The following is a 21,743-nucleotide window of genomic DNA, read 5'->3' as shown; positions in this document are numbered from 1 at the left end:
GTGCGTCGTATCCTGCTCGGACACTCGCTGCCGAGCCCCTCCGGCACACGGCACCATCCCGCCTTGCACCCGGAACAAGCGCTCGTCAACGATCACTTGACCGCTGATCAGTAAGCGCCCCGCGGGGCGAACGTGGCCGTTCGACTGGAGATGCACGTGGCCGGGCGCATCGAGGACTACGCACTCATCGGAGACATGCAGACCGCTGCCCTGGTCTGCCGGGACGGCACAGTCGACTGGCTGTGCCTGCCCCGCTTCGACTCCCACGCCGTATTCGCCGCCCTCTTGGGCACCGACGAGCACGGATTCTGGCGACTCGGGCCCGCATACAGCCCGGACGCGCAGCCACCCGCTGCCACGCGCCGCACGTATCGCGGCGATTCCCTGGTGCTCGAATCCGAGTGGGACACGGCGCGCGGCACTGTCCGCGTGATCGATTTCATGCCGCCGCGCGACACCGACGCGCCGCAGCTCGTACGGATTGTCGAAGGTGTCACCGGGCGCGTGCCGATGCGTTCGGCCCTGCGGATGCGGTTCAGCTACGGCCGTGTGGTGCCCTGGGTGCACAAGGTCGACGGGCGCACGGTGGCCGTCGCGGGGCCGGACTCCGTGTGGCACGACACGACCGCCGAGACGTACGGCAAGGACCTGACCACGTACTCGGACTTCACGGTCGCGCCGGGCGAGCGGATCGCGTTCACCATCTCGTGGCAGCCCTCGCACAAGGACCAGCCGGCCCTTCCCGAGCCCGAGGCGGCGCTCACCGCCACGGAGACCTTCTGGCGGGAGTGGGTCGAGCACTGCACGTACCACGGCCCGTACCGCGAGGCCGTGATCCGCTCGCTGATCACGCTCAAGGCGCTGACGTACGCGCCGACCGGCGGGATCGTCGCGGCGCCCACCACCTCGCTGCCCGAGGACATCGGGGGCTCGCGCAACTGGGACTACCGCTTCACCTGGCTGCGCGACGCCGCGATCACGCTCTCCTCGCTGCTGCGCACCGGCTACCGCGAGGAGGCCCGCGCCTGGCGCGAGTGGCTCCTTCGCGCGGTGGCGGGCGACCCGGAGAACCTGCAGATCATGTACGGCATCGCGGGCGAGCGCGAGCTCGGCGAGACCGAGCTGGACTGGCTGCCGGGGTACGAGGGCTCGCGCCCGGTCCGGGCGGGCAACGGCGCGGCGGGCCAATTGCAGCTCGACGTGTACGGCGAGGTCACCGAGGCGCTGCACCTGGCGCACATGACGGGCCTCGCCCGCAACGACTACGCCGCCCTCCTCCAGCTCAAGCTCATCCGCTATCTGGAGGGCCACTGGGACGAGCCGGACGAGGGCATCTGGGAGGTGCGCGGCCCGCGCCGCCACTTCGTGCACTCCAAGGTGATGGCCTGGGTCGCCGTGGACCGCACCATCAAGCTCATCGAGTCCGGCGACGCGGACGGCCCGCTGGAGAAGTGGCGCGACCTGCGCGACGACATCCACCGGGACGTGTGCGAGAAGGGCTACGACCCGGAGCGGAACACCTTCACGCAGTCGTACGGCTCCAAGGAGCTGGACGCCTCGCTGCTGCTTATCCCGCAGATGGGCTTCCTGCCGCCCGACGACAAGCGGGTCATCGGCACGATCGAGGCGATCCAGCGGGAGCTCTCGACGCCGGACGGGTTCATCCTGCGCTATCCGACGTCGGGTGACGACGAGGGCGTGGACGGTCTGGAGGGCGATGAGGGGGCGTTCCTCGCCTGCTCGTTCTGGATGGCCGACGACCTGGCGATGATCGGCCGGGTCGACGAGGCCCGCAAGCTCTTCGAGAAGCTCCTCGCGCTCCGCAACGACCTGGGGCTGCTCGCCGAGGAGTGGGACTCCGGGCTGCAGCGCCAGGTCGGCAACTTCCCGCAGGCGTTCAGCCACGTGCCGCTGATCGACACGGCACTGCGGCTGACGGCTTCGGGGGCGTACGGGGGGTAGCCGCTCCCTCAGAGCCTGTGTCATATCCCCGGCCGGGCGGACGGCGACGGGCTCCTGCCCGTCGCCGTTCGCGCGTAGATCCCGCGCCCCGGTAGCGTCCGCGCCATGGACAGTCAGGGCACTCAGGGCGGCATCACCGTGCAGCGCGCGCTGGAACTTCCGGGGTTGCGCGGTGGGCTCCCCGAGGTCGTCGCGGGCGCGGAGCGGTTGCAGCGGACCGTGCGGTGGGTGCACGCGGGCGAGGTCCCCAACATCGCCTCGCTGCTCAAGGGCGGCGAGCTGCTGCTCACCACCGGCCTCGGGCTCGGCGCGCGCCCGGCCGACCAGCGCGCCTTCGTGCGCGATCTGGCCGAGCGCGGCATCGCCGCCCTGGTCGTCGAGCTCGGACCGCGCTTCAGCCGGCTCCCCGCCGCGATCGTGGAGACGGCGCGGGCCGCCGGACTGCCGTTGGTGCAGCTGCACCGCGAGGTGCCGTTCGTGACGGTCACCGAAGAGGTGCACACCGAGATCGTCAACGGCCACTACACGCTGCTGCGGCAGGCCGAGGAGGTGCACCGGCGCTGCACGGAGGCGCTGCTCGGCGGGGGCGGCATCCCGCAGGTCCTCGGGATCCTCGCGGAGTTCAGCGGCAACCCGGTGTTCCTGGAGACGTCGGAGGGCCAGCTCCTGTACGCCGCCGGGGCGGGCACCGAGTGCGCGGACCCGCTCCAGGTGTGGGAGGGGCTGCGCGGCCGCCCCGTCGACCGGGAGGGTCCGCCCGCGAGCGCGGTCCTCGTCGACGTGCCGGGCGGCGGGCCCGGCGCGGGCTCGGTGCGGGCCCGGCTCGTGCTGCTCGCCGTGGAGTCGGCGCCGCTGCCGGTGCACCGCATCGCGGCGGAGCGGGCGGCGGGCAGCCTCGCCGTGGTGCTCATGCAGGCCCGCCAGGAGGAGGAGCTCGCGGCGCGCGGGCGTGGCGACTTCCTCACCGACCTCGCGGAGGGCCGGATCGCCGCCGAGGACGCGCCCGCGCAGGGCCGGGTCCTCGGCTTCAAGCCGGTCCCGGCCGACAGCCCGCTCCTGCCGGTGGTGATGCGGCTCGCGGACGGGCTGCCGACCGGCGGCGGCTGGGCGGTCCTCGCGCGCGCGGTCGCCGAGGAGCTGGCGTCGGTGGGGGTCCCCGCGCTCCTCGGCGTACGCCCCGTCGAGGGCCGCGTGCCCCTCCTCCTCGGCCTGCGCTCGGAGACCGAGCGCACCGCGGTGGCCGACCGCGTCGCCGCCGCGCTGCGGGCCGGGGTCGAGCGGGCCGGGATGCAGCGGCCGGGGGCGCAGCCGCCGGTCGTGGTGGTCGGGGTCGCGGGCGGCTGGGCGGCGGCGTCGGCGGGCCTGCGGCACGCGGCGGAGACCGCGACGGCCGCGCAGGGCCTCTCCGACCGCCCCTGGTACGACGCGCGGCGGCTCGACATCGACCTGCTCCTCTGGCGGCTGCACCGGCACGACGAGGACGGGGTCCTCGCGGCGTTCGTGGACCGTGCGATCGGCCCGCTGCGCGCCCACGACCAGCGCTCGAAGCCGCCGCTGCTGCCCACGCTGCAGACGTACCTGGCGCACGCGGGCCGCAAGGCGGAGACGGCGCGCGAACTGCACCTGAACCGGCAGACCCTGTACAACCGCCTCGCCCGCATCAGCGAGTTGCTGGGCACCGATCTGGAGGACCCGCAGACGGTGCTCGCCCTGAGCCTGGCGCTGCGGGCGCGCAGGCACGTGGCATAGGGCGGCGCAGGGCGTCTCTGCCGGATCTCAGCTGTACGGCAGGGGCTTGGTCAACTCGTCGTAGACGCTGAGGACTTGAGTGACCGTTTCGTCCTCGGTCGGCCAGGTGGCGGCCTGGACCGCGCCCTTGTGCGTGAGCTCGGCCCGGCGGACCGGGTCGGCGAGGAGGCGTACGACGGCGGTGGCAAGCGCCTCCGCGTCGCCGTAGGGGACCAGCTCGGCCGCGTCGCCGACCAGTTCGGGGACGCCGCCGACCGCGGTCGCCACGAGCGGCACGCGCGCGTGCAGGGCCTCCTGGGCGAGCACCGAGCGGGACTCCCAGCTGCTGGGCAGCACCGCGACATCGGTGGCCGCGAGGAGTTCGGGGACGTCGTCGCGGCTCCCGACGAGCCGGGCCGGGAGCCGCTCGTCCTCGATGCGGCGCTGCAGGGCGGCCCGTTCGGGCCCCTCCCCCGCGACGACGAGGAGCGGCTGCGGGTCCAGGTGCCGCCAGGTGCGGGTGGCGTCCAGGAGGACGTCGTAGCCGCGGTTCGGCTCCAGGGCACCGACGGCCAGGATCAACGGGCGGTCCACGGCGCCCAGTTCGGCACGTGCCTTGTGGAGGAGGCAGTCGGGCTCCTCGGCGCTGTCCGGCCTGCGCGGCGCGGGCAGGGCGACGGCCGCGAGGCGGGCGTCGCGCGCGCCCCTGCCGCGGGCCCGGTCGACGAGGTCGGACGAGGTGGCGAGGACCACGGCCGCCGCGCGGGCGACGCGCCGCTCAAGGAGGTGCAGTACGCGGGCGCGGGCGCCCTCCACGTGCGCCCGGGTGTGCCAGGTGACGACGAGCGGGGTGTGGCGCCCGGTCAGCGCGACAGTGGCGCGCAGGGCGGCGTGCAGCCCGTGCGCGTGGACGAGGTCGGCGTCGGCGCAGGCCGCGCGGAGGGCGGCCACGGAGGCGGGGTCGCCGCTGCGGGGCACGGAGACGTGCCGGGCACCGGCGCCGGTGAAGTCGTAGAGGCGAGCGGCCTCGTCGGGGGCGCACACGGTGACCCGCACGCCCCGGGCGGCGAGTCCGGCGGCCAGCGATCTGACGTGCGCGCTGCTGCCCGCACTGCCACCGCCGAGGACCTGAACGGTGTGCAGTGGCGTCTGTCCGTGCGGCGAGTGGCTGCTCACGTGGCTCACGTGGCGGGGGCTCCTGGGTCTGCGTCGGTCGTTGCTCGGACTGGTACTCGGGCAGATGCTGCGCCAAGGATGCCAGCCCATACGGCCGTTCCGGCACTGCCGAAAGGTCACTTCCGCATTTGGCCGGACAACTCCGCGGGAGGGATCACCCACACGGGTGAGGGTTGCGAGGGTACGTACGCGGGGACGCCGCGGCACCCTCGTACGCCGCGAGCGAGCTGATCTTGTCCCCGCACACCGCCGCGGCCACCAGCGCCGTCGCATGCACGGCCAGGCCCGTGCGTCCGTTCCCCGCGGCGATGGCACTGCCAAGGGCGGCGCCCAGGGCGTGCGCCCCCGCGTCGCCGATCATGGCGCGCTCACCGAGGTCGTCGGGGAGCACGGCGGCCGCGGCGCCCATGGCAGCGGCGGCGGCGACCGCGCCGGTCCCCTTGCGCGCCAGCCCCGGCGCCCCCAGCGCGAGCACGACCGCACCGGCCCGGCCCGGACGTACGTCCACGAGGTTGACGAGGTGGGCGGTCCCCGCGATCACCACACCCGCGAGGACCTTGTCCAGGGGACGCTCCTTGAGCAGCGACCCGGCCACGAGCCCCGCCGCCGAGACGCCGAACAGCTTCACGGCACCGCTGGTGACCTCGCCGTCCCGCAGCGCGGAGAGGTGCGCGCGGAAGCCGCGCCGGGGATCGCCCTGCCCCGCCATGTCGTCGTAAAGGCCGCAGGCACCGGCGACGAGCACGGCCGAAGCGGCGGCGGCCCGGGGCGCGGCGGGCAGCGCGGCGAGGCCGGCCGCGGTGCCGAGGGCGGCGGCGGGACCGGCGTACAACGCGACTTTCCGGCCCGCGTAGTTGGTCCGCGTCCACCGGGCGGGCCCGCCGGGCGGGCGGGTCCGGAGCGCGGCGGTGGCCACGCGGGTGAGGGCGGCGGCGGTGAGCAGAGCGCCGAGACGCCCGGACGTGCGTGCGACCATGTCGATCACCCTACGTCCGGCCGTACGACCGGCCGGGGCGCCCCCTCACCGGCCGCGGAAGGCCGCCCCTACCCGTCCCCCCGAGCCGTGGCGAGCAGTTCCTCCGCATGGGCCCGCGCCGTCTCCGAGTCCTCCTGGCCCGCCAGCATGCGCGACAGCTCCCGCACCCGGTCCTCGCCCTCAAGGACCTGCACTCCGGAGCGCGTCACCATGCCGTCGTTGGTCTTCTCCACCAGCAACTGGCGGTCGGCGAAGGCCGCGACCTGCGGGAGGTGTGTGACGACCACGACCTGCGCCGACTTGGCGAGGCGCGCGAGGCGGCGCCCGATCTCGACCGCCGCCTTGCCGCCGACGCCCGCGTCGACCTCGTCGAAGAGGTACGTGGGCACCGGGTCCGTGCCCGCGAAGACCACCTCGACGGCGAGCATCACGCGGGACAGCTCACCGCCCGACGCGCCCTTGGCGATGGGCCGGGCCGGGGCGCCCGGGTGGGGTGCGAGGTGGAGCTCGACCTCGTCGACGCCCGCGGGCCCGTACGCGACCGTGCGGCCCCCGACCTCCACACCGTCGGCCCCCTCCGGGACCTCCGTGCTGCTGATGTCGATCGACACGCGCGCGTGCGGCATGGCCAGCGAGGCCAGCTCCTCGGTGACGGCGGCGGCGAACCGCGAGGCCGCCTCCTGCCGGGCGTCGGTCAGCGTCTGGGCGAGCACGGCGAGTTCGCCGCGCAGCGCGTCCCGCTCGGCGGTCAGGTCACCCAACCGGTCGTCGTCACCCTCCAGATCGGCGAGCCGCGCGGCACCGTCCTCCGCCCAGGCGAGGACGGCGTCGATGTCCGCACCGTACTTCCGGGTGAGCTGCGTCAGCGCGGCCCTGCGCTCCTCGACCGCGGCGAGCCGCAGCGGATCGGCGTCCAGGTCGTCGGCGTACCCGGCGAGCTCTCCCGCCACGTCGCCGAGCAGGATCCCGATCTCACCGAGCCGGTCGGCGAGGGCGGAGAGGTCGGGGTCGTGGGACCGTACGGCCTCCAGGGCCCGGGACGCGCCCGCCACCAGGGCCGCGGCGTCGATGCCCTCCGGGTCCTCGGGGTTGCCCGCGAGCGCGGCGTGCGCGGACGTCGCGGCGGAGGCGAGGGCCTCGGCGTGGCCGAGCCGCTCGGCCTCGGCGGCGAGTTCGGTGTCCTCGCCCGCGCGCGGTTCGACGCCCGCGATCTCGTCGAGGCCGAAGCGCAGCAGATCCGCCTCCTGCGCCCGCTCTCGCGCGCGTGTGGTGATCTCCTCGACCTCGGTGGTGACGGCCCGCAGTCTGCGGTAGGCGGTGGTGTACTCGGTGAGCGGCGCGGCGACCGCGTCGCCCGCGTACCGGTCGAGGGCGGCGCGCTGCCTGGCGGGCTTGAGCAGGCCCTGCTGGTCGGTCTGGCCGTGCACGGCGACGAGGTCGTCGGCGAGTTCGGACAGCAGCCCGACCGGGACGGAACGCCCTCCGAGGTGTGCGCGTGAGCGCCCCTCCGCCGAGACGGTACGGCTGATGAGCAGCGCACCGTCGTCCAGTTCGGCCCCGGCCTCCTCCGCGCGTACGACAGCGCTGGCACCCGGGGGCACCGCAATGCGCCCCTCCACCACCGCCGACTTGGCGCCGATCCGCACCAGGGCGGGATCCGCGCGTCCGCCGAGCAGCAGGCCAAGGCTGGTGACCACCATCGTCTTGCCCGCACCGGTCTCACCCGTCACGGCGGTGAAGCCTGGCGAGAGCTCGACGACAGCGTCGTCGATGACTCCGAGCGACCGTATCCGCATCTCCTCCAACACGCACCTGACCATACGAGGTTTCCCCGGTGCCCCGCGACGTCGCCCCTGTGTCGGTGCGTGAAGGTGCAGGTTGGCGACCGGCCACAAGAGACGGTGTCACTCTCCGAGGGGACGTCCGCCGGGCCGGGCGGCGACAGGGTGGGGTTTTCCCCAGCACGATCCACCGGCCCGCCGCATGGCGCCGCCCCCGCACCCGCCGCGACCATGATCCACATGGCGACAGGACTGGCAAAGGCGGCGCTGCGCGCGCACCGCCCGGCATTCGTGGGCACGGCGGTGGCCGCGTTCTTCGCGGCGACCGTGGTGAGCGCGTCGACGATGATGCTCGGCACGACGAGCACCGACCGCACCGATATCACCGGCGGGCTCTCCGCGGCCGCGCGCGAACAGATCAGGGAGAACGGCGTGGGCGACATGGCGGTCGTCCTCCTGATCGGTTCCATCTACATGTCGATATTCGTGGTCGTCTCGACCATGGGAACGGCCGTCGCGCAGCAGCACCGCGAACTCGCGATGGTCCGCTCCATCGGCGCCAGGCCCCGCCAGATCCGCCGCGCGGTGGCCGTCCAGGCCCTCGCCGCGTCCGTCCCCGCCGCGCTCGCCGGCTTCGTGCTCGGCGGCTTCGGCGCCCGCTGGTGGCATGCGGGCATGGTCGACCACGGGCTGCTCCCCGCCGAGGTCACCTTCCGGTTCAGCTGGCTGGCGCTGCCGGTCTGCGTCGGCGTGGCCGTGGTGACGACGACACTCGCCGCGTTCCTTTCCGCGCTGCGGTTCTCGCTCCTTCGCCCCGCCCGCGCCCTCTCCGAGGCGGCGACGGGCCGGCGTGGTCTGGGAGCCCTGCGGGCGCCCCTGGGCGTGCTCGCCGTGGCGGGAGCGTGCGCGGTCGCCGTACTCCTGTCCCGGCAGCCCGCGGACGAGGCGGGCGAGGGCGCCTTCCTCGTCCTCATCCTCTTCTGCGTGGGCGCCGGGCTGCTCGGCCCGCGGCTCATCGGCCCCGCGGCCTGGCTGGTCTCCGCGGCCGTGGGCCGGTTCGGCCCGAGCGCACGCCTGGCGATGCTCAACGTCCGCTCCCAGCCCCGCCGCTTCTCCGCCGCGGTCGTCCCCCTCGTCCTCGTCGTGGGCTTCGGCCTCACCAAGATCGGCATGCATACGACGGCCAAGCACCGCACCGGCTCCGCGGGCAGCACGGGAGAGGTCTGGCTCGACTACGTGGGCACGGGTCTGTACGCGGGCTTCGCCGCCATCGCCGCGGCGAACACCCTCGCCATGATCTCGTTCGAACGCCGCCGCGACGTCGCGCTGCTGCGGGTCATCGGCAGTCAGCGCGCGCAGGTGCGGGCCATGGCCGCCTGGGAGGCCGTGGTCGTCGCGGGGACCGCGCTGCTGCTCGGCGGCGCGATCGCCCTCGCCACGCTTGCGCCGATCCTCAGCACGGCTTTCGGCAGCGCGCTGCCGTACCTGCCGTGGCCGGTGTCGGCCGGGGTGGCGGTGGGCACCTTGCTGCTCACCCTGCTCGCCACGGGCGTCCCGGTCCACACGACGATGCGCCGCAGCCCGATCCCCGCACTCACCACGACGTAGCCCGCCCCCTCAAGGGGCGCGGGGAACTGCGCGACAAGCCACACACAACCCGCACCGCGCACCTCACCCGGAGCGCCCCCCTCGGAGCGTCACCGCCCAACCCAGCGGAGCGTCACGGCGCGCCCCGCCACCCCGACACCGGCAGCGCGAACTTGGCGACAAGTCGATCCGTGAACGACGCGTGGTGCAGCCGGGCGAGCCGTACCGGCACCTCACCCCTGCGCACCTCTACCCGCGCCCCCGACGGCAGTTCCACGGTCCGCCGCCCGTCGCACCACAGCACCCCGTGCGGCGTGTGCGGCTGGACCTCGACGGCGAGCACCGAGTCCGGCGAGGTCACAAGGGGCTTGGCGAAGAGGGCGTGCGCGCTGATCGGCACCATGAGCAGCGCCTCCACCTCCGGCCACACCACGGGCCCGCCCGCCGAGAACGCGTACGCCGTCGAACCGGTCGGTGTGGCGCACACGATGCCGTCGCACCCGAAGCCGGTGACGGGCCGCCCGTCGATCTCCAGGACGACCTCCAGCATCCGCTCCGGAGACACCTTCTGCACGGCGGCCTCGTTCATGGCCCAGTCCCGGTGCATGACGTCGCCGTTGCGGCGCACGACGACGTCGATCGTCATGCGCTCCTCGACCTCGTACGCCCTGGTGACCACGCGGTCGACGACCTTGTCGAGGTCGTCCCGCTCGGCCTCCGCGAGGAAGCCCACGCGCCCGAGGTTCACCCCGAGCATCGGCACTCCGGAGGCGCGGGCGAACTCGGCGCCGCGCAGCAGCGTCCCGTCACCGCCGAGGACGACGATCAGCTCGCAGTCGTCGATGCAGTCGGCCGTCGCCTCCTTGACCGTCTGGACCTCGGGCGGCAGCGGCAGATCCACGGCCTCCGCCTCAAGGACCCGCACGCCGAGGCCGCTGCGCAGCAGCCCCTGGACGACGAGTTCGGCGCTGCGGATGGCCGCGGGGCGGCCGGTGTGCGCGAGCAGGAAGACCGTCCTGGCCTCTCCCGGTCGGCTCTCTCTCGTCTGGGTCTCTCGGATCTGGGTCTCTCGGATCTGGGTCAACGGGGCCCCTCCGCCACGGCACGGTCAACGTCCGCCGGGTCCAGCTCGTCGGCCCCGGCGCGCAGCCACAGAAAGTACTCGACATTCCCGGAGGGTCCCGGCAGCGGGCTCGCGGTCACCCCGCGCACCCCGAGGCCGAGCCCCCACGCCTGCCGTGCCACCCCGCGCACGGCATCGGCGCGCAGTTCGGCGCTGCGCACCACACCGCCGCTGCCGAGCCGCTCCTTGCCGACCTCGAACTGCGGCTTGACCATGAGGACGAGGTCCGCGTCGGGCGCCGCGCACCGCGCCAGGGCGGGCAGCACCAGGCCGAGCGGGATGAAGGAGAGGTCTCCGACGATCACGTCGACGGGGACCCCGTCGATCGCCTCCCGCGTCAACTCACGTACGTTCGTGCGGTCCTTCACAGTGACCCGGTCGTCGCTCTGCAACGACCAGGCGAGCTGGCCGTAGCCCACGTCGACGGCGACGACGTGCGCGACACCGGCGCGCAGCAGCACGTCGGTGAAGCCGCCGGTGGACGCGCCCGCGTCCAGCGCCCTGCGGCCCTCGACGACCAGCCCCAGCGGCCCGAAGGCGGCGAGGGCGCCCGCCAGTTTGTGCCCGCCGCGCGAGACGTAGTCGGGGTCGTCGTCAGCCGGCGAGACCACGATCGCGGCGGCCGTCTCCACCTGCGTCGCGGCCTTGGTCGCGACGGTCTTGCCGACCGCGACCCGGCCGGCGGCGATCAGCTGGCTCGCGTGCTCGCGCGAGCGCGCGAGCTTCCTGCGGACGAGCTCGGCGTCGAGGCGGCGTCGTGCCACTCCTGCCACGTTCGGTTCAGCTCCTGTCGTTCCTGTCGTACGAGGATGTCGGCGCGCCGGTGGGTGCCGGCGGGCCGGGGCGCGTGTCGAGCGCGGTCAGCGCGTCGCGCAGGCCCCGGTGTACATCCTCGTACACCTCGGTGTGGCCGTCCGTGGCGAGGTGGTCCGCGTCGCCGAGCCGGGCGAGCACGGCGTCCACGCCCGCGTCACCGGTGGGGGTGCGCCCGATGCCGAGGGGCGCGGGGACAGCGGGGTCCTGCGACGGCTCGTCCGGCGTCTGCGGCTCCGGATCCACCGACTCCGCTTCGTGCTCTTCGGGACCCGCGTAGGAGTCGCTGGGGCCCGCGTAGGAGTCGCTCATGGCACGACGCTACCCCGAAGGCCTGGGGTACGGTCGATCACGATGGCGACCATGGCGGAGTGCCGTACGGCACTCGACAGACTCTCGGACGATCTCGCGTCCGCCGACGGCGACGTGCGCGGCGCCGCGGCCCTGAACCGCTCGCTGAGCTGCCGCATCACCGACCTCGACGTGACCTTCACCGGCCGCCTCGAGAACGGCCGGATCACGGTGCTCGACAGCCACCCGGGCCCGCCGCGCGAGAAGGCGGAGATCCGTCTCGCGATGGCCGGGGACGACCTGCTCGCGATGGTGGACGGCGAGCTCAACTTCGCGAAGGCGTGGGCCTCCGGCCGCGTCAGGCTGGAAGCGGGCTTCCGGGACCTGCTCCGGCTCAGGTCGCTGCTCTAGCCAGGCTCCGGCGGCCCCCGCGGGCGGCCGGGATCACCAGCGGAGTCCCGCTCTCCGGGTCCTCGATGATCTGGCAGTCGATGCCGAAGGCCTCCTTCACCAGCTCCGCCGTGACGATCTCGGACGGTGGGCCCTCGGCGAGCACGGCGCCGTCGCGCAGGGCGATGAGGTGCGTGGCGTAGCGGGCGGCGTGGTTCAGGTCGTGCAGGACGGCGACGAGCGTGCGGCCCTGCTCCTCGTGGAGCTCGGCGCAGAGGTCGAGGACATCGAGCTGGTGCTGGATGTCGAGGAAGGTCGTCGGCTCGTCGAGGAGCAGCAGCGGGGTCTGCTGGGCGAGGGCCATGGCGATCCAGACGCGCTGGCGCTGGCCTCCGGAGAGCTCGTCGACATAGCGCTCGGCGAGCTCGCGCACGCCGGTCGACTCCATGGACTCGTCGACGATCCGCTCGTCGTCCTCCGACCACTGCCGAAGGAGGCCCTGATGGGGGTAGCGGCCGCGGGCGACCAGGTCACCGACGGTGATGCCGTCGGGCGCGATGGACGACTGCGGCAGCAGGCCGAGCGTCTTGGCGACCTTCTTCGCCGGCATCGACTGGATGACGTTCCCGTCGAGCAGCACCCGCCCCGCGGACGGCTTGAGCATCCGGGACAGGGCCCGGAGCAGCGTGGACTTGCCGCAGGCGTTGGGGCCCACGATCACGGTGAAGGAGTTGTCGGGGATCTCGACGGACAGCTTCTCCGCGATGACGCGCTGGTCATAGCCGAGGGTGACGTCGTCGGCGACGAGCCGGTTCACAGCAGCACGCTCCTGGTCCTGGAGTTGGTTCTCGTTCACATGCGTCCCGCTCATATGCGTCCCGCTCATATGCGTCGTCCCGTTTTCATACGCGTCCCGCCTTGCGCTGGCTGACGAGCAGCCCCAGCAGATAGACGCCGCCGAGCACGCCGGTGACGACACCGACGGGCAGCTGGTCCGCGCCGAAGGCCCGCTGCGAGGCCCAGTCCGCGACGATCAGGAGCGTGGCGCCCATGAACATCGCGGGCATCAGATTGGGTCCCGGCGAGCGGGTGAGCCGGCGGGCCAGCTGCGGCGCGGTGAGCGCGACGAAGCTGACGGGGCCCGCGGCGGCGGTGGCGGCCGCGGTGAGCAGTACGGAGGCGGTGAGCAGCACGAAGCGGGTGCGTTCGACCCGTACGCCGAGCGCGTTGGCGACGTCGTCGCCCATCTCGAGCATCCGCAGCGGCCGCCCGTACACGAGCACGAGCGGTACGAGGACGGCGCAGAGCACGAGCAGCGGCCAGACCTGCTCCCAGTCACGGCCGTTCAGGGAGCCGGTCATCCAGACCACGGAGCGGGCGGCGTCGACGAAGTCGGCCTTGGTGAGCAGATAGCCGTTGACGGCCGTGATGAACGCGGAGACGCCGATGCCGACCAGGACGAGCCGGTAGCCGTGCACACCCCGCTTCCAGGCGAGCAGATAGATGGCGAAGCCGGTGACGAGACCGCCGGCCAGCGCGCCACCGGCGACCTGAGCCGCGCCGCCGTGGAATACGACGATCACCGTGAGCGCCCCGGCGGTCGACCCCTGTCCGAGGCCGAGCACGTCCGGGCTGCCCAGCGGGTTGCGGGCGATGGACTGGAAGAGGGCGCCGCCGAGCCCGAGGGCCGCGCCGACCAGGAGCCCGACCAGGACCCGCGGCAGGCGCAGGTCGTTGATGATGAGCTCCTGTCCGGCGTCACCGTTGCCGAGCAGGGTGCGGACGACGTCGGCGGCCGGGATGGGGAAGTCGCCGGTGCCGATCAGGACGACGCTCGCGGCGAGCGCGGCGACGGCGAGCAGGACGACGACCACGGTCGTGCGGACGTCGAGCCGGACGGAGAGGCCGCCCCGGGTGCGTACTGCCTTCACAGCTGGGCCAACTTCCGCCGACGTACGAGAAAGACGAAGACCGGCGCGCCGATGACCGCGGTCACGATCCCCACCTGGAGCTCCGCGGGCCGCGCCACGATGCGCCCGACGACGTCCGCGCCGAGCAGCAGCACCGGCGAGAGGAGGGCCGCGTACGGCAGGATCCACCGCATGTCGGGGCCGGTGAAGGAGCGCACGATGTGCGGCACCATCAGGCCGATGAACACGATCGGGCCGCAGGCCGCGGTCGCGGCCCCGCACAGCAGGGTCGCCGCGGCCATGGACAGCGCGCGCGTGCGGTTGAGGTGGGCGCCGAGCGCGCGGGCCGTGTCGTCGCCCATGGCCATCGCGTTGAGCGGCCTGGCCAGGGAGAGGGCGAGGACGGCGCCGACCGCGAGGAAGGGCAGCACCTGCTTGATGGTGTCCATGTTGGCGGAGGCCAGGGAGCCGACCGTCCAGAAGCGCATCTTGTTGAGCGCGGCGCCGTCCATGATCATGACGGCCTGCAGATAGCCGTAGAGCGCCGCGCTGATCGCGGTACCGGCGAGGGCGAGGCGCACGGGGGTCGCGCCGCGCGCGCCGCCGAGGACGTAGAGCAGGACGCCGACGGCCATGGCGCCGACGAAGGCGAACCAGACGTAGCCGCTCAGTGAGGTGACGCCGAAGAAGCTGATCGCGCTGACGACCGCGGCGGAGGCCCCGAGGTTGATGCCGAGGAGCCCGGGGTCGGCCAGCGGATTGCGGGTGAGCGCCTGGAGGACGGCGCCGGAGAGGCCGAGGGCCGTCCCGGCGAGCAGCCCGAGCAGGCTGCGCGCGAGCCGTTCACCGACGACGACGTCCCCGTACGTTCCGGTGTCCTGGAACAGCCCGTGCCAGACCTGGTCCATGGACATCGATTTGGCGCCGACCGCGATGCTCGCGAAGAACACGAGGAGCAGGACGGCCGCCGATACGAGCAATCCGACGCTGCGTATCGCGCGGCGCTCGGGCGGCGCGGAGGCGGCCTCCGCGCGGGCTTCTGGGGGACTGTCGACCAACACCTGGTTAGGTTAGCCTACCCTCCCACCTGGTTGCCCGCGGCCGGGAACGTCCCCCGGGAAGCGTACCGAGATCCGGGAAGCGTACCGAGATACCGAGAAGGCCCCCGGAAGCATCCCGGGCCGCCCGCCCACCTCACACGCCCAGCCGGGCAAGCACCTTCTTCGCGTCCAGGTCGCACGTGCCGTCCCCCGCCTCCGTCCAGGCCGCCGCGCAGAGCGCCCGCAGCCCGTCCATGGCGTCGCCGTCACCGTCCAGCGCGAGCTCCCCGTCCCGCACGGAGGCGGTCCATCCGCCGCAGCCGAAACCACCCTCCGCCGGGGCGACCTCGGGCTGGCCGGTGAGCATTCCGCGCAGATCCGCGGCCACGTACGTCGGCCGGTGCTCGGGCCGGGCGGCAAGCAGCTGCGCGCCGTCCGTGACGCCGGTCAGCACGAGCAGCGAGTCCACCTCCCCGTTGGAGGCCCCCTCGATGTCCGTGTCGAGGCGGTCGCCCACCACCAGAGGACGCTCCGCACCCGTCCGCAGGATCGTCTCCCGGTGCATGGGCGGCAGCGGCTTGCCCGCCACCTGCGGCTCGGCGCCCGTCGCGATCCGTACGACCTCGACGGCCGCGCCGTTGCCCGGCGCGATGCCGCGGGCGCTCGGGATCGTCAGGTCCGTGTTGGACGCGAACCACGGAACCCCGCGCGAGATCGCGTAACAGGCCTCCGCGAACCGCCCCCACGCCAGGTCGGGGCCCCCGTACCCCTGCGCGACCGCCACCGGATCGTCGTCGGCCGACTCGACCGGCTCCAGGCCCCGCTCGCGCAGCGCGACCCGCAGCCCCTCGCCACCGATCACCAACACCCGCGCGCCCTGGGGTACTTGCTCACTGACCAGGCGGGCCACCGCCTGAGCCGACGTGATGACGTCCGGCCCCCCGGTCGCGATGCCCAGCTCCGTCAGATGCTCCGCCACCGCGTCCGGCGTGCGCAGCGCGTTGTTCGTGACGTACGCCAGGTGCATGCCGCCGTCGCGAGCCGTGCCCAGCGAATCGACGGCGTGCGCGATGGCCTGCCCGCCCGTGTACACCACCCCGTCCAGGTCGAGCAGAGCCGTGTCGTAGACCTCGCTCAGCGCCCGCTCACTGCCCGCGGGACGCGTCCTGACGCCCCGCCCCGCACTCCGGTCCGCGGTCTGGCTCATTGCACATCGCTCCTCGCTCGATCCCACTCCCCCGATCATCGCTTATGCCACTGACACACATACGATGCCCTAATGAACACAGCGGGTCACACCGACGCCAGCGGCCTCGACCTGATCCCGTTCCGGGGCGTGCGCTACGTCCCCGAACGGGTCGGCAGTCTCGCCGCGGTGACCTCACCCCCGTACGACGTGGTCGTACGGCCGGACGGCCTGCTCCACCTGGAATCCGCCGACCCGCACAACATCGTCCGGCTGATCCTCCCGCAGGCCACCACCCCGGCCGCCCGCAACCGACAGGCCGCCGACACCCTCCACACCTGGCTCGCCGAAGGCATCCTCGCCCCCGACACCGAGCCCAGCCTGTACGTCTACGAACAGCAGGACGACGACATCCTGCAGCGCGGCATCATCGGCGCGCTCCGCCTCTCGGAGACCGAGGACGGCATCGTCCTCCCCCACGAAGGCGTCATGCCGCACGTCGTCGAGGACCGCGCGGCCCTCATGCGGGCGACCTCGGCCAATCTGGAACCGCTGCTTTTGACCTACCGCAGCGACGGCGAGAACGATCCCAAGGGCGCGACGGCCGTCATCGAACGCACCGCCCGGCGCGAGCCCCTCCTCTCCACGACCACGGAGGACGGGTTCCACCACCGCCTGTGGCCCGTCACCGACCCCGCCGAGATCGCCGAGATCCAGACGGATCTCTCCCACCACCAGGCGCTGATCGCGGACGGCCACCACCGCTGGGCGACCAACCTGCGCCTGCGCGCCGAGCACCCCTCACCGAGCGCCTGGGACTACGGCCTGGTGCTCCTGGTGGACACCGTCCGCTATCCGCTGCGCGTCCGCGCCATCCACCGCTACCTCCACCGCCTTCCGGTGGCCGCCGCCCTGCACGCCCTCGGCGGCTCCTTCCGCATACGTACCGTCGAGGGCCCGCTCGGCAACGCCGTCGAAGCCCTGGCCCGCGCCGCCGCCGACAGCAACGCCTTCGTCCTCGCGGGTGACGGAGCCTTCCACCTCATCGACCGCCCCTCCCCGGACCTCCTCGCCCGTACGATCCCGGACGACCTCCCCGAGGCCTGGCGCACCCTGGACGCGACGGTCCTGCACGCCACCCTCCTCGACCACATGTGGCGGATCCCCGACACCCCCGACCACATCGCGTACATCCACGACACCGCGGCGACGGTCGAGAAGGCGGAGCGCGACGGCGGTACGGCGATCCTGATGCACCCGGTCCGCGAGGAGGTCGTGCGCGACCTCGCCCAGCAGGGCGTCACGATGCCCCGCAAGTCGACCTCCTTCGGCCCGAAACCGGCCACCGGCCTGGTCCTGCGGGATCTGACCTGCTGAACGCCGTCAGCCCCGGCGCCGGGCGTTGAGCCGGGCGGCCTGCCGCGTCAGGTGATCGCGCTCGGCGAGGTCGGACGCCTTCCGGGCAGCCTCTACGTACAGCAGGGCTGCCGTCGTCAGATCGCCGTCGCGCTCATGGAGGTAGGCCGCCACCGCGGTGTGCCTGGGCAGTGCGTCGTCGACTACGGAGAGGGCCGCCAGACCCGCACGCGGCCCGTCCGCCTCGCCGACGGCCACCGCCCGGTTGAGCCGGACGACCGGGCTTTCGGTCAACCGCACGAGCTCGTCGTACCACTCCACGATCTGTACCCAGTCGGTCTCCCCCGCGGTGGGCGCGTCGGCGTGCAGCGCCGCCACGGCGGCCTGCGCCTGGAACTCGCCGAGCCGGTCGCGGGCGAGGGCCGCCTGCAGGATCCCCACACCCTCAGCGATCATCCGGGTGTCCCACCGGCTCCGGTCCTGCTCGGCGAGCGGCACCAGGCTGCCGTCGGGCGCGGTCCGGGCAGCGCGCCGGGCATGGTGGAGCAGCATGAGCGCGAGCAGCCCCGCCACCTCCGGGTGGTCGATCGCGGCCGCGAGCTGCCGGGTCAGCCGGATCGCCTCGGCGGCGAGGTCGACGTCCCCGGAGTAGCCCTCGTTGAAGACCAGATAGAGGACACGCAGCACGGTCGCGACATCCCCCGGCCGATCGAACCGTACGGCGGAGACGGTGCGCTTGGCCCGGCTGATGCGCTGCGCCATGGTCGCCTCGGGCACCAGGTAGGCCTGGGCGATCTGGCGGGTGGTGAGCCCGCCGACGGCGCGCAGCGTGAGCGCCACCGCGGACGACGGCGTCAGCGACGGGTGGGCGCACAGGAAGTAGAGCTGGAGCGTGTCGTCCACACCGGGCGCGGGCCCCGGCGCGGGCTCCTCCTCGGCGACGTCCTCACGCCGACGGCGGGCGGTGTCCGCCCGGGCCGCGTCGAGGAACCGGCGCCAGGCCACGGTGACCAGCCACCCCTTCGGATCCCTCGGCCGGTCGTCCGGCCAGCCGCGGACCGCCTCGATCAGCGCGTCCTGCACGGCGTCCTCGGCCGCCGCGAAGTCGGCTCCGCGGCGGACGAGGATGCCGAGCACGCTCGGCGTGAGGCTCCGTAGCAGGGCCTCGTCCATCGACGGGCTCACTCCGAGATGGTGGGCGGCGCGTGCAGGAACGGGCGCAGCTCCAGCCACTCGTGGATCGGCTTCCCGCCCGCCCCGGGAGCCGCGGACAGCTCACCGGCCAGCTCGACGGCGCGCTCGTAACTGTCGACGTCGATCACCATCCAACCGGCGATGAGGTCCTTGGTCTCGGCGAACGGGCCGTCGGTGACCGGCGGCCGCCCCTCACCGTCGTACCGGACGAACGTCCCCTCGGGCGCCAACGCCTGGCCGTCGACGAACTCACCGGTCTTCTCCAGCCGGTCCGCGAAGTCCCGCATGTACTTCACGTGCGCCGAGATCTCCTGAGGCGTCCACTGGTCCATCGGCACGTCGTTGGCGGGAGCGGGGGCACCGCGGTAGTGCTTGAGCAGCAGGTACTTGGCCATCGTGCGTCTCCTCGATGTTGTGCGACCCATTCTGGTCACCTTCACTACGAGGACGGAGCCGGTCGGGCATTCTCGACACCGCCCCCGAACTTTTTTCAACGAGGCCGGGAAAGACGAGGCCAGGAAAGAGGCCAGGAAACACAAAGGCGGGCCCCCTCAGGAGCCCGCCCTTCATACGTCGATCATCCGCTGACTCAGCAGGTCAGCCCTCGTCAGCATCCCGACGAACCGGCTCCTCGGAGCCTTCGGTGTCCTTGGAGTCGTCAGAGTCAACGGAGGCTTCGGAGCCCTCAGAGGAGTCGTCGGATCCGTCGGAGCCGTCGGAGTCTTCCAAGCCCTCCGCGCCGTCCCGCTCCTCGTCCTCCACCAGTACGTCCACGAACTCGACGCCCTCCAGCTCAGCGAGCCGGTCCGAGGCGTCGGTGCTGCCGTCCTTGTCGGACTCGACGACCTTCGCGAACCACTCACGCGCCTCGTCCTCGCGACCGGCCGCGAGCAGCGCGTCGGCGTACGCGTACCGCAGGCGAGGCGTCCAGGGCTGCGCCGAGTTCGACGCCAGCTCGGGGCTCTGCAGGGTCACGATGGCGGCGTCGATCTGGCCCAGGTCGCGGCGCGCCCCGGCGGCGACGAGCCGCATCTCGACCTGTGCGGCCTTGTCGAGCTTGTGCACCTCGGGGGCACCGGCCATCTCCAGCGCCTTCTCGGGCCGGCCGAGACCGCGCTCGCAGTCCGCCATGACGGGCCACAGATCGACGCTGCCGGTCATCCGGCGAGCAGCCCGGAACTCGGCGAGCGCCTCGCTGTACTTCTGGTTCGCGTACGCGGCGAAGCCCGCGGCCTCACGCACGGAGGCGACCCTGGAAGCCAGCCGCAGAGCGATCCGCGAGTAGGCGTACGCCTCCTCGGGCTCCTCGTCGATGAGCTTGGCGACCATCACCAGGTTCCTGGCGACGTCCTCGGCCAGCCCCTTGGGAAGGCTCTGCAGCTCCTGCTGTACGTCCTTGTCGATCTCGTGCCCCGTGACCTCGTCCGGGATCGGCAGCCGCTTGATGGGCTCGCGGTCACGGTCGTCACGCCCACCGCGGTAGCCACCGCGGTCGCCGTCGCGTCGGTCGTCACGCCGGTCATCCCGACGGTCGTCGCGCCCACGGAACCCACCGGGACGGCCGCCCCGGTCGTCGTCGCGCCGCGGCGCACGCCCACGGTCGTCTCCGCGCGGCGCCCGGTCGTCGCGCCCACGGTAGCCACCGCCACTGCCGCCACTACGGTTGTCATCGCGACGGAAGCCGCCACGGTCACCGCGATCATTGTCACGACGGTCATCACGCCGGTCATCGCGGCGGAAGGGGGGACGGTCACTGCCACCGCGGTCGTCGCGGCGGAAGGGGGGACGGCCGCTGTCACCGCGGTCGCCACGGTCGTCGCGGCGGAAGGGGGGACGGTCATTGTCGCGACGGTCACCACGGTCGTCACGGCGCGGCGCACCGGAGGTACCACGGTCATCGCGACGGAACCCACCACGGTCACCATCACGCCGGTCGTCCCGACGGTCATCACGACCACGGTAGCCACCGCCACCGCCACTGCCGCCACCACGGTTGTCATCGCGACGGAAGCCGCCACGGTCACCGCGATCATTGTCACGACGGTCATCACGCCGGTCATCACGACGGAAGGGCGGACGGTCACTGCCACCGCGGTCACCACGGTCGTCGCGACGGAAGGGCGGACGGTCACTGTCGCGACGGTCGTCACGGCGCGGCGCACCGGAGGTACCACGGTCATCGCGACGGAACCCACCACGGTCACCATCACGCCGGTCGTCCCGACGGTCATCACGACCACGGTAGCCACCGCCACCGCCACTGCCGCCACCACGGTTGTCATCGCGACGGAAGCCGCCACGGTCACCGCGATCATTGTCACGACGGTCATCACGCCGGTCGTCACGACGGAAGGGCGGACGGCCGCTGTCACCACGGTCATCGCGACGGAAGCCGCCACGGTCACCACGGTCGTTGTCACGACGGTCATCGCGACGCGGCGCACCGGAGACGGACCGGTCGTCACGGCGGAAGCCACCACGGTCACGGTCATCCTGGCGCGGCCCGCTGGGTCGGTCATCGCGCCGGAACGGGGGGCGCCCACCGCGGTCCCGATCGCCCTCGCGTCGGTCGTCACGGCGGTCGTCGCGTCCGCGGTAGCCACCGCCACCGCCGCCACCACGGTTGTCGTCACGGCGGAACCCGCCGCGGTCACCACGGTCACCGCGATCGTTACGGTCGTTGTCGCGTCGCGGAGCCCCGCGGTATCCGCCCCGGTCACCACCGTCCCGGCTGCGCTGGTCGCGCTCCGGTCGCTCATCGGGAGAGTTGGGGGACATCGGTGACTCCTAGTCTTCGGTACCGCAGTCATTCTCGCGCAGCCTGCAGGCCGGCGCGCTTCGACAAAAACAAAAGGACCCTTGGTCCCAGCGTGGACGCTGGGACCAAGGGTCCTCAAAAATTGTTCGGCGGCGTCCTACTCTCCCACAGGGTCCCCCCTGCAGTACCATCGGCGCTTTGAGGCTTAGCTTCCGGGTTCGAAATGTAACCGGGCGTTTCCCTCACGCTATGACCACCGAAACCCTATGAAATATCCTACGGAACCGTAGGATCCCAAACAGGGCAGCGAACAAGCACACTCTTCAATTAATTAGTGACGCTGTTCAGCCGACACAACTGTTCGTTGTTTCAGAACAAACACAGTGGACGCGAGCAACTGAGGACAAGCCCTCGGCCTATTAGTACCAGTCACCTCCACCCGTTACCGGGCTTCCAGATCTGGCCTATCAAC

19 protein-coding genes and 1 rRNA gene are annotated in these 21,743 nt (G+C 72.8%); 6 read left to right on the top strand and 14 right to left on the bottom strand.

From position 1 onward, the window contains the following. Window positions 1-150: 150 nt before the first annotated feature. Both ABZ953_RS26760 and ABZ953_RS26755 read left to right on the top strand, forming a co-directional pair. Window positions 151-1,962: a glycoside hydrolase family 15 protein gene (locus tag ABZ953_RS26760; RefSeq protein WP_361728841.1), complete on the top strand. Its 1,812-nt coding sequence runs from the start codon at window positions 151-153 to the stop codon at window positions 1,960-1,962. Window positions 1,963-2,067: 105 nt separating this feature from the next. Continuing rightward, a complete protein-coding gene (locus tag ABZ953_RS26755; RefSeq protein ID WP_361728355.1) occupies window positions 2,068-3,711 on the top strand; it encodes a PucR family transcriptional regulator in 1,644 nt (547 codons plus the stop codon). A gap of 27 nt (window positions 3,712-3,738) precedes the next feature. Here the strand turns inward: ABZ953_RS26755 and ABZ953_RS26750 are convergent, their stop codons facing one another. The 3 genes from ABZ953_RS26750 to recN all read right to left on the bottom strand — a co-directional run bounded on the left by ABZ953_RS26750 (window position 3,739) and on the right by recN (window position 7,662). Then, window positions 3,739-4,875, bottom strand: a complete 1,137-nt coding sequence (locus ABZ953_RS26750; protein ID WP_361728352.1) for a glycosyltransferase family 4 protein — start codon at window positions 4,873-4,875, stop codon at window positions 3,739-3,741. 145 nt (window positions 4,876-5,020) lie between these two features. Beyond that, window positions 5,021-5,842, bottom strand: coding sequence for a hypothetical protein (locus tag ABZ953_RS26745; protein WP_361728349.1), 822 nt, complete (start codon window positions 5,840-5,842; stop codon window positions 5,021-5,023). 68 nt (window positions 5,843-5,910) lie between these two features. Continuing rightward, entirely contained in the window at window positions 5,911-7,662 is a 1,752-nt protein-coding gene (gene recN / locus ABZ953_RS26740) for a DNA repair protein RecN (protein WP_361728346.1), read from the bottom strand. A gap of 201 nt (window positions 7,663-7,863) precedes the next feature. On the opposite strand from recN, the gene ABZ953_RS26735 reads away from it, so the two are divergent. Further along, complete coding sequence (locus ABZ953_RS26735; protein WP_361728343.1) at window positions 7,864-9,231, top strand: FtsX-like permease family protein; 1,368 nt, start codon at window positions 7,864-7,866, stop codon at window positions 9,229-9,231. A gap of 112 nt (window positions 9,232-9,343) precedes the next feature. Here ABZ953_RS26735 and ABZ953_RS26730 read toward each other — a convergent pair whose 3' ends face one another. Genes ABZ953_RS26730 through ABZ953_RS26720 form a run of 3 tightly spaced genes read right to left on the bottom strand, consistent with a single transcriptional unit; the run spans window position 9,344 to window position 11,458 of the window. Beyond that, on the bottom strand, window positions 9,344-10,285 hold the full coding sequence (locus ABZ953_RS26730) for an NAD kinase (protein ID WP_361728838.1): 942 nt from the start codon (window positions 10,283-10,285) through the stop codon (window positions 9,344-9,346). Between the two features lie 5 nt (window positions 10,286-10,290). Further along, a complete protein-coding gene (locus ABZ953_RS26725) occupies window positions 10,291-11,106 on the bottom strand; it encodes a TlyA family RNA methyltransferase (RefSeq protein WP_361728340.1) in 816 nt (271 codons plus the stop codon). Between the two features lie 7 nt (window positions 11,107-11,113). Further along, a complete protein-coding gene (locus ABZ953_RS26720) occupies window positions 11,114-11,458 on the bottom strand; it encodes a hypothetical protein (RefSeq protein ID WP_361728337.1) in 345 nt (114 codons plus the stop codon). Between the two features lie 42 nt (window positions 11,459-11,500). On the opposite strand from ABZ953_RS26720, the gene ABZ953_RS26715 reads away from it, so the two are divergent. Continuing rightward, window positions 11,501-11,848: an SCP2 sterol-binding domain-containing protein gene (locus ABZ953_RS26715; protein ID WP_361728334.1), complete on the top strand. Its 348-nt coding sequence runs from the start codon at window positions 11,501-11,503 to the stop codon at window positions 11,846-11,848. Here ABZ953_RS26715 and ABZ953_RS26710 read toward each other — a convergent pair. The 4 genes from ABZ953_RS26710 to ABZ953_RS26695 all read right to left on the bottom strand — a co-directional run bounded on the left by ABZ953_RS26710 (window position 11,832) and on the right by ABZ953_RS26695 (window position 15,984). Then, a complete protein-coding gene (locus ABZ953_RS26710) occupies window positions 11,832-12,698 on the bottom strand; it encodes an ABC transporter ATP-binding protein (RefSeq protein ID WP_361728331.1) in 867 nt (288 codons plus the stop codon). The genes ABZ953_RS26715 and ABZ953_RS26710 overlap by 17 nt on opposite strands. Window positions 12,699-12,729: 31 nt before the next feature. Then, window positions 12,730-13,758 carry an iron chelate uptake ABC transporter family permease subunit gene (locus ABZ953_RS26705; RefSeq protein ID WP_361728328.1) on the bottom strand — a complete coding sequence of 343 codons (1,029 nt, stop codon included), beginning with the start codon at window positions 13,756-13,758 and terminating at the stop codon, window positions 12,730-12,732. After that, window positions 13,755-14,798 (bottom strand): iron chelate uptake ABC transporter family permease subunit, encoded by a 1,044-nt coding sequence (locus ABZ953_RS26700; protein WP_361728325.1) that lies wholly within the window; start codon window positions 14,796-14,798, stop codon window positions 13,755-13,757. The genes ABZ953_RS26705 and ABZ953_RS26700 overlap by 4 nt, the downstream gene beginning before the upstream one ends. Before the next feature lie 133 nt (window positions 14,799-14,931). Beyond that, window positions 14,932-15,984 (bottom strand): HAD hydrolase-like protein, encoded by a 1,053-nt coding sequence (locus ABZ953_RS26695; protein WP_361728323.1) that lies wholly within the window; start codon window positions 15,982-15,984, stop codon window positions 14,932-14,934. 72 nt (window positions 15,985-16,056) lie between these two features. On the opposite strand from ABZ953_RS26695, the gene ABZ953_RS26690 reads away from it, so the two are divergent. Continuing rightward, entirely contained in the window at window positions 16,057-17,340 is a 1,284-nt protein-coding gene (locus ABZ953_RS26690) for a DUF1015 domain-containing protein (RefSeq protein WP_361728320.1), read from the top strand. Window positions 17,341-17,346: 6 nt separating this feature from the next. Here the strand turns inward: ABZ953_RS26690 and ABZ953_RS26685 are convergent, their stop codons facing one another. From ABZ953_RS26685 to ABZ953_RS26675, 3 genes are all read right to left on the bottom strand, one after another. Beyond that, on the bottom strand, window positions 17,347-18,492 hold the full coding sequence (locus ABZ953_RS26685; protein ID WP_361728835.1) for a DUF6596 domain-containing protein: 1,146 nt from the start codon (window positions 18,490-18,492) through the stop codon (window positions 17,347-17,349). Window positions 18,493-18,500: 8 nt separating this feature from the next. Beyond that, the gene (locus ABZ953_RS26680; protein WP_361728317.1) at window positions 18,501-18,908 is read right to left on the bottom strand and encodes a YciI family protein; all 408 of its coding nucleotides are present in this window, start codon (window positions 18,906-18,908) and stop codon (window positions 18,501-18,503) included. 202 nt (window positions 18,909-19,110) lie between these two features. Continuing rightward, window positions 19,111-19,950, bottom strand: coding sequence for a tetratricopeptide repeat protein (locus tag ABZ953_RS26675; protein ID WP_361728832.1), 840 nt, complete (start codon window positions 19,948-19,950; stop codon window positions 19,111-19,113). On the opposite strand from ABZ953_RS26675, the gene ABZ953_RS26670 reads away from it, so the two are divergent. Next, the gene (locus tag ABZ953_RS26670) at window positions 19,921-21,297 is read left to right on the top strand and encodes a hypothetical protein (RefSeq protein ID WP_361728884.1); all 1,377 of its coding nucleotides are present in this window, start codon (window positions 19,921-19,923) and stop codon (window positions 21,295-21,297) included. The two genes, ABZ953_RS26675 and ABZ953_RS26670, sit on opposite strands and share 30 nt — an antisense overlap. Before the next feature lie 118 nt (window positions 21,298-21,415). Here ABZ953_RS26670 and rrf read toward each other — a convergent pair. Next, a 5S ribosomal RNA gene (rrf, locus tag ABZ953_RS26665) occupies window positions 21,416-21,532 on the bottom strand. Window positions 21,533-21,743 lie beyond the last annotated feature (211 nt).

It is taken from the genome of Streptomyces sp. NPDC046465, from assembly GCF_040646035.1.
In the GTDB taxonomy this organism is placed as follows: domain Bacteria; phylum Actinomycetota; class Actinomycetes; order Streptomycetales; family Streptomycetaceae; genus Streptomyces.
This window is presented reverse-complemented; position numbering and strand designations above follow the sequence as displayed.

What these genes read in the sequence shown, in the direction of transcription:
- ABZ953_RS26760 (WP_361728841.1), top strand. Translation starts at nt 151, where the DNA reads ATGCACGTGGCCGGGCGCATCGAGGACTACGCACTCATCGGAGACATG.
- ABZ953_RS26755 (WP_361728355.1), top strand. Translation starts at nt 2,068, where the DNA reads ATGGACAGTCAGGGCACTCAGGGCGGCATCACCGTGCAGCGCGCGCTG.
- ABZ953_RS26745 (WP_361728349.1), bottom strand. Translation starts at nt 5,842, where the DNA reads ATGGTCGCACGCACGTCCGGGCGTCTCGGCGCTCTGCTCACCGCCGCC.
- recN (WP_361728346.1), bottom strand. Translation starts at nt 7,662, where the DNA reads ATGGTCAGGTGCGTGTTGGAGGAGATGCGGATACGGTCGCTCGGAGTC.
- ABZ953_RS26735 (WP_361728343.1), top strand. Translation starts at nt 7,864, where the DNA reads ATGGCGACAGGACTGGCAAAGGCGGCGCTGCGCGCGCACCGCCCGGCA.
- ABZ953_RS26720 (WP_361728337.1), bottom strand. Translation starts at nt 11,458, where the DNA reads ATGAGCGACTCCTACGCGGGCCCCAGCGACTCCTACGCGGGTCCCGAA.
- ABZ953_RS26715 (WP_361728334.1), top strand. Translation starts at nt 11,501, where the DNA reads ATGGCGACCATGGCGGAGTGCCGTACGGCACTCGACAGACTCTCGGAC.
- ABZ953_RS26710 (WP_361728331.1), bottom strand. Translation starts at nt 12,698, where the DNA reads ATGAGCGGGACGCATGTGAACGAGAACCAACTCCAGGACCAGGAGCGT.
- ABZ953_RS26695 (WP_361728323.1), bottom strand. Translation starts at nt 15,984, where the DNA reads ATGAGCCAGACCGCGGACCGGAGTGCGGGGCGGGGCGTCAGGACGCGT.
- ABZ953_RS26690 (WP_361728320.1), top strand. Translation starts at nt 16,057, where the DNA reads ATGAACACAGCGGGTCACACCGACGCCAGCGGCCTCGACCTGATCCCG.
- ABZ953_RS26685 (WP_361728835.1), bottom strand. Translation starts at nt 18,492, where the DNA reads ATGGACGAGGCCCTGCTACGGAGCCTCACGCCGAGCGTGCTCGGCATC.
- ABZ953_RS26680 (WP_361728317.1), bottom strand. Translation starts at nt 18,908, where the DNA reads ATGGCCAAGTACCTGCTGCTCAAGCACTACCGCGGTGCCCCCGCTCCC.